At 32.2% G+C, this 14,438-nt stretch carries 13 protein-coding genes; 12 read left to right on the plus strand and 1 reads right to left on the minus strand.

Going from position 1 to position 14,438, the window contains the following annotated elements:
- Positions 1-86: 86 nt before the first annotated feature.
- From AA076_RS06370 to rny, 11 genes are all read left to right on the plus strand, one after another.
- A complete protein-coding gene (locus AA076_RS06370) occupies positions 87-2,456 on the plus strand; it encodes an FtsK/SpoIIIE family DNA translocase (protein ID WP_000035767.1) in 2,370 nt (789 codons plus the stop codon).
- 4 nt (positions 2,457-2,460) lie between these two features.
- Positions 2,461-3,174 carry a GntR family transcriptional regulator gene (locus AA076_RS06375; protein ID WP_001293307.1) on the plus strand — a complete coding sequence of 238 codons (714 nt, stop codon included), beginning with the start codon at positions 2,461-2,463 and terminating at the stop codon, positions 3,172-3,174.
- Between the two features lie 30 nt (positions 3,175-3,204).
- The gene (yfmF, locus tag AA076_RS06380; protein ID WP_000089941.1) at positions 3,205-4,470 is read left to right on the plus strand and encodes an EF-P 5-aminopentanol modification-associated protein YfmF; all 1,266 of its coding nucleotides are present in this window, start codon (positions 3,205-3,207) and stop codon (positions 4,468-4,470) included.
- The gene (yfmH, locus tag AA076_RS06385; protein WP_000664766.1) at positions 4,470-5,756 is read left to right on the plus strand and encodes an EF-P 5-aminopentanol modification-associated protein YfmH; all 1,287 of its coding nucleotides are present in this window, start codon (positions 4,470-4,472) and stop codon (positions 5,754-5,756) included. The genes yfmF and yfmH overlap by 1 nt, the downstream gene beginning before the upstream one ends.
- On the plus strand, positions 5,756-6,460 hold the full coding sequence (gene ymfI / locus AA076_RS06390; protein ID WP_000646227.1) for an elongation factor P 5-aminopentanone reductase: 705 nt from the start codon (positions 5,756-5,758) through the stop codon (positions 6,458-6,460). Before yfmH ends, ymfI begins: the two co-directional genes overlap by 1 nt.
- Before the next feature lie 104 nt (positions 6,461-6,564).
- Complete coding sequence (locus tag AA076_RS06395; RefSeq protein ID WP_000214890.1) at positions 6,565-7,392, plus strand: YmfK family protein; 828 nt, start codon at positions 6,565-6,567, stop codon at positions 7,390-7,392.
- 18 nt (positions 7,393-7,410) lie between these two features.
- The gene (locus AA076_RS06400; protein WP_000859443.1) at positions 7,411-7,803 is read left to right on the plus strand and encodes a helix-turn-helix domain-containing protein; all 393 of its coding nucleotides are present in this window, start codon (positions 7,411-7,413) and stop codon (positions 7,801-7,803) included.
- Between the two features lie 33 nt (positions 7,804-7,836).
- On the plus strand, positions 7,837-8,415 hold the full coding sequence (gene pgsA / locus AA076_RS06405) for a CDP-diacylglycerol--glycerol-3-phosphate 3-phosphatidyltransferase (RefSeq protein WP_001025093.1): 579 nt from the start codon (positions 7,837-7,839) through the stop codon (positions 8,413-8,415).
- A gap of 226 nt (positions 8,416-8,641) precedes the next feature.
- Complete coding sequence (locus tag AA076_RS06410; RefSeq protein ID WP_000020361.1) at positions 8,642-9,793, plus strand: CinA family nicotinamide mononucleotide deamidase-related protein; 1,152 nt, start codon at positions 8,642-8,644, stop codon at positions 9,791-9,793.
- Positions 9,794-9,957: 164 nt separating this feature from the next.
- Entirely contained in the window at positions 9,958-11,001 is a 1,044-nt protein-coding gene (gene recA, locus AA076_RS06415; protein WP_000368166.1) for a recombinase RecA, read from the plus strand.
- 353 nt (positions 11,002-11,354) lie between these two features.
- A complete protein-coding gene (gene rny / locus AA076_RS06420) occupies positions 11,355-12,914 on the plus strand; it encodes a ribonuclease Y (protein WP_001050913.1) in 1,560 nt (519 codons plus the stop codon).
- Positions 12,915-13,210: 296 nt separating this feature from the next.
- Here rny and AA076_RS06425 read toward each other — a convergent pair whose 3' ends face one another.
- Positions 13,211-13,426, minus strand: coding sequence for a hypothetical protein (locus AA076_RS06425; RefSeq protein ID WP_000026308.1), 216 nt, complete (start codon positions 13,424-13,426; stop codon positions 13,211-13,213).
- A 173-nt stretch (positions 13,427-13,599) separates the two neighbouring features.
- On the opposite strand from AA076_RS06425, the gene AA076_RS06430 reads away from it, so the two are divergent.
- A complete protein-coding gene (locus AA076_RS06430; protein ID WP_001222105.1) occupies positions 13,600-14,397 on the plus strand; it encodes a TIGR00282 family metallophosphoesterase in 798 nt (265 codons plus the stop codon).
- Positions 14,398-14,438: the final 41 nt, after the last annotated feature.

The raw sequence follows: 14,438 nt of genomic DNA on the forward strand, positions 1-14,438 counted from the left end.
GTTTGGACTACATATTCTAAACATCAAATAGGAAATTATATATAATAACGTCGTTTTAACTAAGGCAACATAAGGAGGTGCGTCAATTGGCACAAGCAAAAAAGAAATCGACAGCTAAGAAAAAAACAACATCAAAAAAAAGAACAAATTCGAGGAAAAAGAAGAATGATAATCCGATACGTTATGTCATAGCTATTTTAGTAGTTGTATTAATGGTGTTGGGTGTTTTCCAATTAGGAATAATAGGTCGTCTAATTGACAGCTTCTTTAATTATTTATTTGGGTACAGTAGATATTTAACATATATTTTAGTACTCTTAGCAACTGGTTTTATTACATACTCTAAACGTATTCCTAAAACTAGACGAACGGCTGGTTCGATTGTATTGCAAATTGCATTGCTATTTGTATCACAGTTAGTTTTTCATTTTAATAGTGGTATCAAAGCTGAAAGAGAACCTGTACTTTCTTATGTGTATCAGTCATACCAACACAGTCATTTCCCAAATTTTGGTGGCGGTGTATTAGGCTTTTATTTATTAGAGTTAAGCGTACCTTTAATTTCATTATTTGGTGTATGTATTATTACTATTTTATTATTATGCTCAAGTGTTATTTTATTAACAAACCATCAACATCGTGAAGTTGCAAAAGTTGCACTGGAAAATATAAAAGCTTGGTTTGGTTCATTTAATGAAAAAATGTCGGAAAGAAACCAAGAAAAACAATTGAAGCGTGAAGAAAAAGCAAGACTTAAAGAAGAACAAAAGGCACGTCAAAATGAACAGCCACAAATAAAAGATGTGAGTGATTTTACGGAAGTGCCTCAAGAAAGAGATATTCCAATTTATGGGCATACTGAAAATGAAAGTAAAAGCCAGAGTCAACCAAGTCGAAAAAAACGAGTGTTTGATGCAGAGAATAGTTCGAATAACATCGTAAATCATCATCAAGCAGATCAGCAAGAACAATTAACAGAACAAACTCATAACAGTGTTGAAAGTGAAAACACTATTGAAGAAGCTGGTGAAGTTACGAATGTATCGTATGTTGTTCCACCGTTAACTTTACTTAATCAACCTGCAAAACAAAAAGCAACATCTAAAGCTGAAGTGCAACGTAAAGGACAAGTACTAGAGAATACATTAAAAGATTTTGGGGTAAATGCAAAAGTGACACAAATTAAAATTGGTCCTGCAGTAACTCAATATGAAATTCAACCAGCTCAAGGGGTTAAAGTGAGTAAAATTGTAAACTTGCATAATGATATTGCATTAGCTTTAGCAGCAAAAGATGTTAGAATCGAAGCGCCAATACCTGGTCGTTCTGCAGTAGGTATTGAAGTGCCAAATGAGAAAATTTCATTAGTTTCACTAAAAGAAGTTTTAGATGAAAAATTCCCGTCTAATAATAAACTAGAAGTTGGATTAGGAAGAGATATATCAGGTGATCCAATTACTGTTCCACTAAATGAAATGCCACACTTATTGGTGGCAGGATCGACGGGTAGTGGTAAATCTGTTTGTATAAATGGTATTATTACAAGTATTTTATTAAATGCTAAGCCGCATGAAGTTAAACTTATGTTAATCGATCCGAAAATGGTTGAACTAAATGTTTATAACGGAATTCCACACTTATTAATTCCGGTTGTTACAAATCCTCATAAAGCTGCTCAAGCTTTAGAAAAAATTGTAGCTGAGATGGAAAGACGTTATGATTTATTCCAACATTCATCAACTAGAAACATTAAAGGTTATAACGAATTAATCCGTAAGCAAAATCAAGAATTAGATGAGAAGCAACCAGAATTACCTTATATCGTTGTTATTGTAGATGAGCTTGCAGATTTAATGATGGTAGCTGGTAAAGAAGTTGAAAATGCGATTCAACGTATTACACAAATGGCACGTGCAGCAGGTATACATTTAATTGTAGCGACACAAAGACCTTCTGTGGATGTAATTACAGGTATCATTAAAAATAATATTCCATCTAGAATAGCTTTTGCTGTGAGTTCTCAAACAGATTCAAGAACTATTATTGGTACTGGCGGCGCAGAAAAGTTACTTGGTAAAGGTGACATGTTATACGTTGGAAATGGTGACTCATCACAAACACGTATTCAAGGGGCGTTTTTAAGTGACCAAGAGGTGCAAGATGTTGTAAATTATGTAGTAGAACAACAACAGGCAAATTATGTAAAAGAAATGGAACCAGATGCACCAGTGGATAAATCGGAAATGAAAAGTGAAGATGCTTTATATGATGAAGCGTATTTGTTTGTTGTTGAACAACAAAAGGCAAGTACATCATTGTTACAACGCCAATTTAGAATTGGTTATAATAGAGCATCTAGGTTGATGGATGATTTAGAACGCAATCAGGTAATCGGTCCACAAAAAGGAAGCAAGCCTAGACAAGTTTTAATAGATCTTAATAATGACGAGGTGTAAAAAAATGTCAGAAATGAATGCGGTATATAACGTTAAACAATACATTTTAAATTTGATTAAGCAAAATAAATTGGAATATGGTGACCAACTTCCAAGTAATTTATCAATTGCCAGAGAATTAAATGTAAAAACCGACGATGTTTATGAAGCAATTCAGGCATTGATTACTGAACAAGTCATTAAAGATAATTTTGAAGAGGGCACAAGTGTTAAGTCACTGCCCCCTTTCTTTTATCCATTGAATGAACTTATAAGTATTGGGCAAATGATTAAAAATGCAGGATTTGAATGCGGAACTGAATACTTAAATTTTGATGAGCAACCAGCAACTATGTTAGATGCAAATTTGTTGAGCGTTGAAGAAGGATATCCAGTAACCATTATAGAACGATTACGAACTGCCGATGGAGAACCGGTCGTCTATTGTTTAGATAAAATTGCTAAAAAAGAATTAACATGTACAGAGTATCAAATGAGCAATGGATCGATTCTAAGTGCGATAAAAGAACAAAGTAATCATAATATTTGTTATGCTGATACAGAAATTGAAGCGGTAAATTATGAACCTCGAATATCCGAAGTACTGAATGCTTCGCCACACGAAGGTTTGATTTTATTAAAAATTACGCACTATAATGAATCAGATGAACCTATTTTGTATTCATTAAATTATATGAAAAATAGCTTAGTTCAATTTAAAATCACTAGAAAAATATAGATGTAAGAAGATATAGAGGAGGCTATATATTTGAGTAGACAATCTCAACCAAATATACATATCAAAGTTTCACCAACAACTAAATTTAAAACAACTACTATAGTTTTTAAATTTATGGCACCTTTAGAATATGACACAATAACAGCTAGATCATTATTAAGCAAATTATTAGTTCGAGCAACTAAGAAATGGCCAACCGATAAGTCGTTTAATAATCACTTAGCCGATTTATATGGTGCGTATGTGAATAGTACAATTTCAAAATTCAAAGATCAGCATGTCATTACATTTTCATTAGAAATTGTTAATGAACGTTATTTAAGAAACGGTGAATCATTATTTAATCAAGGATTAGATTTATTACAAGAAATCATTTGGAATCCATTAATTGAAAATAAAGCATTCAATGATAATTTTGTTAACCAAGAGAAAACATTATTAGCCAAAAAAATAGAAGCAATGGTAGATAATAAAGCACAATATTCGTTTTTAAAATTACTCGACCATATGTTTGAAAATGAAGCATATAAATACTTATCTACAGGACAACTAGAACAAATCCCACATATTACTGCTGAAACACTATATCATACATATCAATCAATGATTAATAATGATCAATGTTCTGTTTATGTTGTCGGCAATGTAGAACCTGAAAGTGTTGAGAAACAAATACGTGAAAAATTTGCACTTAAACCATTCGATAAACATCAATTCCAACATTCTACTCATCATTTACACGATGAAGAAGTTGATTATATTGTTGAATATGATGACGTGGATCAAGCTAAATTAAATATGGGATACCGTTTTCCAACACAATATGGACAAAGTGGATATGCTGCCTTTGTTGTATTTAACATGATGTTTGGAGGAGATCCTTCATCTGTTTTATTTAATGAAGTGCGAGAAAAGCAAAGTTTAGCGTACTCTATACATTCACAAATTGATGGCAAAAATGGCTATTTATTTGTTTTGAGTGGGGTTTCAAGTGATAAGTACGAAACTGCAAAAGACACTATTATAAGTGAATTTGAAAAAATAAAAGCAGGAGATTTCACTGAAGAAAAATTAGAGTTAGCTAAAAAAGTAATCATTTCTCATCGATATGAATCTGAAGATCGTCCGAAAAGTATTATAGAGATTATGCATAACCAAATATTATTAGAGCAACCACAAAGCAAAGAAACATTTATAAATGATATACAGAAGGTAAGTCGCGAAGATATTGTTTCTGTTGCTGAAAAAGCATTTTTAGATACAATCTATGTGTTGACAAAAGGAGGGGATAAATAATGAAAGAGCGTTATTATGAATTAATAGACGAAAGAGTATTCGAACAAGAATTAGAAAATGGTTTACGATTATTTATTATCCCCAAACCAGGTTTTCAAAAGACATTTGTCACTTACACTACACAATTTGGTTCATTAGATAATCAATTCAAACCCCTTGGACAAGACCAATTTGTTACTGTACCTGATGGAGTTGCTCACTTTTTAGAACATAAATTATTTGAAAAAGAAGAAGAAGACTTATTTACTGCGTTTGCTGAAGATAACGCACAAGCAAATGCGTTTACAAGCTTTGATCGTACAAGCTACTTGTTCAGTGCAACTGATAATATTGAAAACAACATTAAACGTTTACTTACAATGGTTGAAACGCCTTATTTTACAAAAGAAACTGTTGATAAAGAAAAAGGTATTATTGCAGAAGAAATAAAAATGTATCAAGAGCAACCTGGATATAAATTAATGTTTAATACATTGCGTGCAATGTATCAACAACATCCAATACGTGTTGATATTGCCGGTAGTGTAGAAAGTATATACGATATTACAAAAGATGATTTGTATCTATGTTATGAAACGTTTTATCATCCATCAAATATGGTTTTATTTGTTGTTGGCGATGTGGATCCTGAAGCAATATGTCGAATAGTAAAACAACACGAGGATGCTCGTAATAAAGTTAACCAACCCAAAATCGAACGAGGACTTGTTGATGAACCGGAGGATGTTAAAGAAGCATTTGTTACTGAATCTATGAAAATTCAATCACCAAGACTAATGCTTGGTTTTAAAAATAAACCATTACAAGAAGCGCCTCAAAAATATGTACAACGTGATTTAGAAATGTCATTATTCTTTGAGTTAATTTTTGGGGAAGAAACAGATTTTTATCAGAATTTATTAAACGAAGGACTTATCGATGATACATTTGGTTATCAATTTGTACTAGAGCCGACGTATAGTTTTTCAATCGTGACAAGTGCTACTGAAGAACCAGATAAATTAAAAAAATTATTATTAGATGAGTTGCGTGATAAAAAAGGCAATTTCCAAGATGCAGAAGCATTTGAACTTTTGAAAAAGCAATTTATAGGTGAATTCATATCAAGTTTAAACTCACCTGAATATATTGCTAATCAATATACTAAATTGTATTTTGAAGGTGTTAGCGTGTTTGACATGTTAGACATTGTTGAAAATATCACGTTAGATAGTATTAACGAAACGTCATCGTTATATTTAAATTTAGATCAGCAAGTCGATAGTCGTTTGGAGATTAAAAAGTAATGAAAGCATTAGTATTAGGTGGTTCTGGTTCAATTGGTTCTGAGATAGTCAAACAATTATTAACTGATGGATTTGAAGTTTATGTGCAATATTATCGTACTGATATAAATGAATTAACTAGCAAATTTAATGATGATAAAGTTCGTTTTATACAAGCGGATTTATCTCAAACAATTGATATTGACAAAACATTTGGTGACATTAAATCATTAGACTGTTTAATATATGCAAGTGGTCAGTCTTTATATGGTGTTTTACAAGATATGAAAGACCATGATATTGATGCATGTTATCAGTTAAATGTCTTGCAATTAATTCGATTATGTAGATATTTCGTTGATGTTTTACGTCAAAGTGCCAATGGAAGAATTATTGTAATTTCATCAATTTGGGGTGAGACAGGAGCTAGTATGGAAACTATTTATTCGGCGATGAAAAGTGCACAATTAGGTTTCGTTAAGGCGCTTAGTCAAGAGCTTGCACTAACATCAGTGACAGTAAATGCTATCGCACCTGGATTTGTAGCCGGTAATATGGCAAGTGAGTGGCAAGAAGATGAACTTCAAGCAATGATAACTGAATTACCACAACAGCGATTGGTTTTACCGAGTGAGGTTGCTCATACATGCGCCTATTTATATCACCCAAATGCTAGAAGTGTTACTGGAACTATACAGAAAGTTAATGGTGCTTGGTATATTTAAAATATAGAACTATTTTTATGAGCAAATGTTTTTATGATTGATGTTATAATATGAATATTACAATGAATCATAATTTGTTAATTAAACAAGGGGTGAGGTTCACCATGACAGTTGCAGAGAAAAAAGAATGGTACCTAGAATACGAAATTGAAATTAATAGACCGGGTCTTTTAGGTGATGTATCTAGTTTATTAGGTATGTTAGGTATAAGTATTGTTACAATTAATGGTGTTGATCAAGGTAAACGAGGCCTTTTAATTAAAACAGACAATCTTGAAAAAGTTGAACGTTTTGAGCAAATAGCTCGTGGTATAAATGAAATTGAAATAACAAAGCTTAAAAAACCAGAATTAAGAGACCGTCTTGCAGTAAGACATGGAAGATATATTGAGCAAGATGCAAAAGATAAGAAAACCTTTCGATTTGAGCGTGAAGATTTAGGCTTGTTAGTAGACTTTTTAGCTGAATTGTTCAAAGAAGAAGGTCATAAGTTGATTGGCATTAGAGGTATGCCACGGGTTGGTAAAACTGAATCAATTGTTGCGGGAAGTGTTTGTGCACATAAGAGATGGTTATTTATTAGTTCTACTTTAATAAAACAAACTGTACGTAGCTCTCTAATTAAAGGGGAATATGATGCCAATCATGTATACATTATTGATGGTGCAGTTACTGCCAGAGAATCTAATCCAAAACATCAAGAGCTTGTTAACGAAGTTATGACGTTACCATCAATCAAAGTCGTTGAACATCCAGATTTATTTGTTGAAACAAGTACTTGTACAATGGAAGATTTTGACTATATTATCGAATTGAGAGAAAATGAAAATCAAGAAATACATTACGAAGAAATGAAGAAACAGACAGTCCAAAGTAAGAATAATTTAGATTTTGGAGATCCGTTTGGTGGTGGTTTTGGTTTCTTCGAGTAAGTGTAAGGAGGCTATGAATTGAAAACGGTCGGTGAAGCGCTAAAAGGTAGACGTGAAAGGTTAGGAATGACTTTAACAGAATTAGAGCAACGTACTGGAATTAAACGTGAAATGCTAGTGCATATTGAAAATAATGAATTCGATCAACTACCGAATAAAAATTACAGCGAAGGATTTATTAGAAAATATGCAAGCGTAGTAAATATTGAACCTAACCAATTAATTCAAGCTCATCAAGATGAAATTCCATCGAACCAAGCCGAATGGGACGAAGTAATTACAGTTTTCAATAATAATAAAGACTTAGATTATAAGAGTAAATCAAAAGAGCCAATACAATTATTAGTAATCATGGGTATTACAGTTTTAATAACTTTATTGTTATGGATCATGTTAGTTTTAATATTTTAACAGAAATAAATTAGTGAGAAATGAGGATGTATAATGAATATTCCGAACCAGATTACGGTTTTTAGAGTAGTGTTAATACCAGTTTTTATATTGTTTGCGTTAGTTGATTTTGGATTTGGCAATGTGTCATTTCTAGGAGGATATGAAATAAGAATTGAGTTATTAATCAGTGGTTTTATTTTTATATTGGCTTCCCTTAGCGATTTTGTTGATGGTTATTTAGCTAGAAAATGGAATTTAGTTACAAATATGGGGAAATTTTTGGATCCATTAGCGGATAAATTATTAGTTGCAAGTGCTTTAATTGTACTTGTGCAACTAGGACTAACAAATTCTGTAGTAGCAATCATTATTATTGCCAGAGAATTTGCCGTAACTGGTTTACGTTTACTACAAATTGAACAAGGATTCGTAAGTGCAGCTGGTCAATTAGGTAAAATTAAAACAGCAGTTACTATGGTAGCAATTACTTGGTTGTTATTAGGTGATCCATTGGCAACATTGATTGGTTTGTCATTAGGACAAATTTTATTATACATTGGCGTTATTTTTACTATCTTATCTGGTATTGAATACTTTTATAAAGGTAGAGATGTTTTTAAACAAAAATAAATATTTGTTTATACTAGATTTCATTTTCATATGGAATCTAGTTTTTTTAATCCCAATTTTAGAAATTAGCCACGCAATTGTTTATAATGATATATTGTAAAACAATATTTGTTCATTTTTTTAGGGAAAATCTGTAGTAGCATCTGATACATTGAATCTAAAATTGATGTGAATTTTTAAATGAAATACATGAAAAAATGAATTAAACGATACAAGGGGGATATAAATGTCAATTGCCATTATTGCTGTAGGCTCAGAACTATTGCTAGGTCAAATCGCTAATACCAACGGACAATTTCTATCTAAAGTATTTAATGAAATTGGACAAAATGTATTAGAACATAAAGTTATTGGAGATAATAAAAAACGTTTAGAATCAAGTGTACGTCATGCGCTAGAAAAATATGATACTGTTATTTTAACAGGTGGCTTAGGTCCTACGAAAGATGACTTAACGAAGCATACAGTGGCCCAGATTGTTGGTAAAGATTTAGTTATTGATGAGCCTTCTTTAAAATATATTGAAAGCTATTTTGAGGAACAAGGACAAGAAATGACACCTAATAATAAACAACAGGCTTTAGTAATTGAAGGTTCAACTGTATTAACAAATCATCATGGCATGGCTCCAGGAATGATGGTGAATTTTGAAAACAAACAAATTATTTTATTACCAGGTCCACCGAAAGAAATGCAACCAATGGTGAAAAATGAATTGTTGTCACATTTTATAAACCATAATCGAATTATACATTCTGAACTATTAAGATTTGCGGGAATAGGTGAATCTAAAGTAGAAACAATATTAATAGATCTTATCGATAAACAGACTAATCCTACGATTGCGCCTTTGGCGGGAAGTCATGAAGTATATATTAGATTGACTGCAAATGCCGACTCAAAAGAACAAGCACAATCATTGATTCAACCTGTTAAACAAGAAATTCTTGATCGTATTGGAGAATATTATTATGGTTCAGATGACACATTAATTGAGCAAGCTGTAATAAAGAAAATTCATGAACCTTTTGTAATATATGATGGTATTACTAATGGTGCTTTATATCATCGATTGAAAGAAGTGGATTTAAACGATGTTCTAAAGGGTATGATTAATCACAATGAAAACTTTGTTGATATTAATAAACCTATTGAGCAGCAATTAAAAGATGCAGTGCAATTTGTTAATAAATTGTTTAATGTGTCATCAGCAATTATTCTATTAGAGTATGATGGTGTAGTTCATATAGGCTATGATAATAACTTTGAATTTAAAACTGAGCAATTTAAAATGTCTAAATCTAGAAATTTATTAAAGAACAGAAGTCAAAATTATGCGCTCATAAGATTATTAAATTGGCTTAGAACAACAAATTAATTGTATTATCGATAAAAATATAAGCACGTTTGTTCGTTTTTGCGTTTTGATTTCAAGATTTTATACGAACAAATATTCGCAAAACACTTGTATTTTATTTTGAATCCTTGTATAGTATTGGTAAGATAATTAAAAGATAGCAATTTCAATTAGGAGGTCTCGCTTTGGATAACGATCGTCAAAAAGCTTTAGATACAGTAATTAAAAATATGGAGAAATCTTTCGGTAAAGGTGCCGTAATGAAGTTGGGTGACAATATAGGTCGCCGAGTTTCAACTACATCAACTGGTTCAGTTACATTAGATAATGCGCTAGGTGTAGGTGGCTATCCTAAAGGACGAATTATTGAAATTTATGGTCCTGAAAGTTCTGGTAAGACAACAGTAGCGCTTCACGCTATTGCTGAAGTACAAAGTAATGGCGGGGTGGCAGCATTTATCGATGCTGAACATGCTTTAGATCCAGAATATGCTCAAGCATTAGGCGTAGATATCGATAATTTATATTTATCGCAACCGGATCATGGTGAACAAGGTCTTGAAATCGCCGAAGCATTTGTTAGAAGTGGTGCAGTTGATATTGTAGTTGTAGACTCAGTTGCTGCTTTAACACCTAAAGCTGAAATTGAAGGAGAAATGGGAGACACTCACGTTGGTTTACAAGCTCGTTTAATGTCACAAGCGTTACGTAAACTTTCAGGTGCTATTTCTAAATCAAATACAACTGCTATTTTCATCAACCAAATTCGTGAAAAAGTTGGTGTTATGTTCGGTAATCCAGAGACTACACCAGGTGGACGTGCATTAAAATTCTATAGTTCAGTAAGACTAGAAGTACGTCGTGCAGAACAGCTTAAACAAGGACAAGAAATTGTAGGTAATAGAACTAAAATTAAAGTCGTTAAAAATAAAGTGGCACCACCATTTAGAGTAGCTGAAGTTGATATTATGTATGGACAAGGTATTTCTAAAGAGGGTGAACTTATTGATTTAGGTGTTGAAAACGACATCGTTGATAAATCAGGAGCATGGTATTCTTACAATGGCGAACGAATGGGTCAAGGTAAGGAAAATGTTAAAATGTACTTGAAAGAAAATCCACAAATTAAAGAAGAAATTGATCGTAAATTGAGAGAAAAATTAGGTATATCTGATGGTGATGTTGAAGAAACAGAAGATGCACCAAAGTCATTATTTGACGAAGAATAGTACACAAATTTATATCTATAGTTAAACTTAGCAAATATCCTTATAGGATTGATTGAAAGTGATATTCATCTCATAAAGCTAGAATAATATCTAACTTTATGGGATACACTACAAATCGAGACTATAAGGTTTTTTATTTTATTTATTATTACATTATCAATAGTTTTATAATCGAGCTTCAAAACTTTAGAAAATAGTAGAAATAGCATTCAATATAGTGCAAAAGTGCAAATTGATAACTTGACACTTATCTCCTATAAACCGTACAATTAATTTGTATGATTTATATATAATTTCATAAAGTCATATTGAATTTCATATAAAGAGCAAACCCTAGAAAAGGAGGTGTTTGTGTGAATTTATTAAGCCTCCTACTCATTTTGCTGGGGATCATTCTAGGAGTTGTTGGAGGGTATGTTGTTGCCCGAAATTTGTTGCTTCAAAAGCAATCACAAGCTAGACAAACTGCCGAAGATATTGTAAATCAAGCACATAAAGAAGCTGACAATATCAAAAAAGAGAAATTACTTGAGGCAAAAGAAGAAAACCAAATCCTAAGAGAACAAACTGAAGCAGAACTACGAGAAAGACGTAGCGAACTTCAAAGACAAGAAACCCGACTTCTTCAAAAAGAAGAAAACTTAGAGCGCAAATCTGATCTATTAGATAAAAAAGATGAGATTTTAGAGCAAAAAGAATCAAAAATTGAAGAAAAACAACAACAAGTAGATGCAAAAGAGAGTAGTGTTCAAACGTTAATAATGAAGCATGAACAAGAATTAGAACGCATCTCCGGTCTCACTCAAGAAGAAGCTATTAATGAGCAACTTCAAAGAGTAGAGGAAGAACTGTCACAAGATATTGCAGTACTTGTTAAAGAAAAAGAAAAAGAAGCTAAAGAAAAAGTTGATAAAACAGCAAAAGAATTATTAGCTACAGCAGTACAAAGATTAGCAGCAGATCACACAAGTGAATCAACGGTATCAGTAGTTAACTTACCTAATGATGAGATGAAAGGTCGAATCATTGGACGAGAAGGACGAAACATCCGCACACTTGAAACTTTAACTGGCATTGATTTAATTATTGATGACACACCAGAAGCGGTTATATTATCTGGTTTTGATCCAATAAGAAGAGAAATTGCTAGAACAGCACTTGTTAACTTAGTATCTGATGGACGTATTCATCCAGGTAGAATTGAAGATATGGTCGAAAAAGCTAGAAAAGAAGTAGACGATATTATTAGAGAAGCAGGTGAACAAGCTACATTTGAAGTGAACGCACATAATATGCATCCTGACTTAGTAAAAATTGTAGGGCGTTTAAACTATCGTACGAGTTACGGTCAAAATGTACTTAAACATTCAATTGAAGTTGCGCATCTTGCTAGTATGTTAGCTGCTGAGCTAGGCGAAGATGAGACATTAGCGAAACGAGCTGGACTTTTACATGATGTTGGTAAAGCAATTGATCATGAAGTAGAAGGTAGTCATGTTGAAATCGGTGTAGAATTAGCGAAAAAATATGGTGAAAATGAAACAGTTATTAATGCAATCCATTCTCATCATGGTGATGTTGAACCTACATCTATTATATCTATCCTTGTTGCTGCTGCAGATGCATTGTCTGCGGCTCGTCCAGGTGCAAGAAAAGAAACATTAGAGAATTATATTCGTCGATTAGAACGTTTAGAAACGTTATCAGAAAGTTATGATGGTGTAGAAAAAGCATTTGCGATTCAGGCAGGTAGAGAAATCCGAGTGATTGTATCTCCTGAAGAAATTGATGATTTAAAATCTTATCGATTGGCTAGAGATATTAAAAATCAGATTGAAGATGAATTACAATATCCTGGTCATATCAAGGTGACAGTTGTTCGAGAGACTAGAGCAGTAGAATATGCGAAATAATTTTTGTCTCCCTCACAAATTAGTGAGGGAGCTTTTTTAAGTTGTAGTCTTAATCTAGTTAGACAGCACTTTATCGGTAATAACTATATTAAACAGTAGTTATTTGAAAGTAAGACGGACCTTATATTAAATAAGAAGTTATTGCTTTTAATAAAAATGTTTTAGGCTTCGTAATTACTATATTTATATTATGTAAACCTATAAAGATGATTGGTTTTCTATCCAATAAAAAAGAAGAGAAGATGTAACACATCTTCTCTTCTGCAATATTAATTAGGATTTATTTCTAAGTTGAGTTATTTTAATTGTAAATCTGTTTTCTTTAATTCTTTTATAACTTCTGCAGTATCATAACAATTTGTTGCAATTGTTGAATATCTCTCTGCTAAACGATATGCATTAATGTAAAGCTTTAAACTTTCTTTAGCTATATCCTCTGCATCTTCGAATTTTGATGGGTTAGACATAACCACTAATTCTGCAAATTTTTCTGGATCAATATTAATAGACATGTATTTATTTACAACTCCTATTTATTTTGATGTCTTAATACTAACATATTGAAGTTTTCAGACAAAGTAATGTCTCTCTATAATTGAAGAAAAATAATTCAAAGAATTTAATATTTACTTTAAATATTAGAACGTATGAATTAAACTAGTATTTATGAGAGGATGAACAAAACATGAGAATAATGTTTATAGGGGATATCGTAGGTAAAATTGGACGAGACGCAATTGAAACGTACATACCTCAACTGAAGCAAAAGTATAAACCAACAGTTACAATTGTAAATGCTGAAAATGCAGCACATGGTAAAGGTTTGACTGAAAAAATATATAAACAATTACTAAGAAATGGTGTAGATTTCATGACTATGGGTAATCACACATATGGTCAACGTGAAATTTATGATTTTATAGATGAAGCAAAACGACTAGTAAGACCAGCGAATTTTCCGGATGAAGCGCCGGGAATTGGTATGAGATTTATACAAATTAATGATATTAAACTTGCAGTTATTAATCTGCAAGGAAGAGCGTTTATGCCAGATATTGATGATCCTTTTAAAAAGGCAGATCAATTAGTCAAGGAAGCACAAGAACAAACTCCGTTTATATTTGTTGATTTTCATGCAGAAACAACTTCTGAAAAGTATGCAATGGGATGGCATTTAGATGGTAGAGCTAGCGCTGTTGTTGGAACGCATACACACATTCAAACAGCAGATGAACGTATTTTACCAAAGGGGACAGGGTATATAACGGATGTTGGTATGACAGGTTTTTATGATGGCATTTTAGGAATAAATAAAACAGAGGTAATTGAGCGTTTTATCACTAGTTTGCCACAAAGACATGTTGTTCCAAATGAAGGTAGAAGTGTATTATCTGGTGTTGTTATTGATTTAGACAAAGAAGGTAAAACAAAGCACATCGAACGTATATTGATAAATGATGACCATCCATTTTCAACATTTTAAAATTACGTAAGTAAACATTCGAATTGGACCCTATCGTCCAT

The organism is Staphylococcus aureus (assembly GCF_001027105.1).
GTDB lineage: Bacteria > Bacillota > Bacilli > Staphylococcales > Staphylococcaceae > Staphylococcus > Staphylococcus aureus.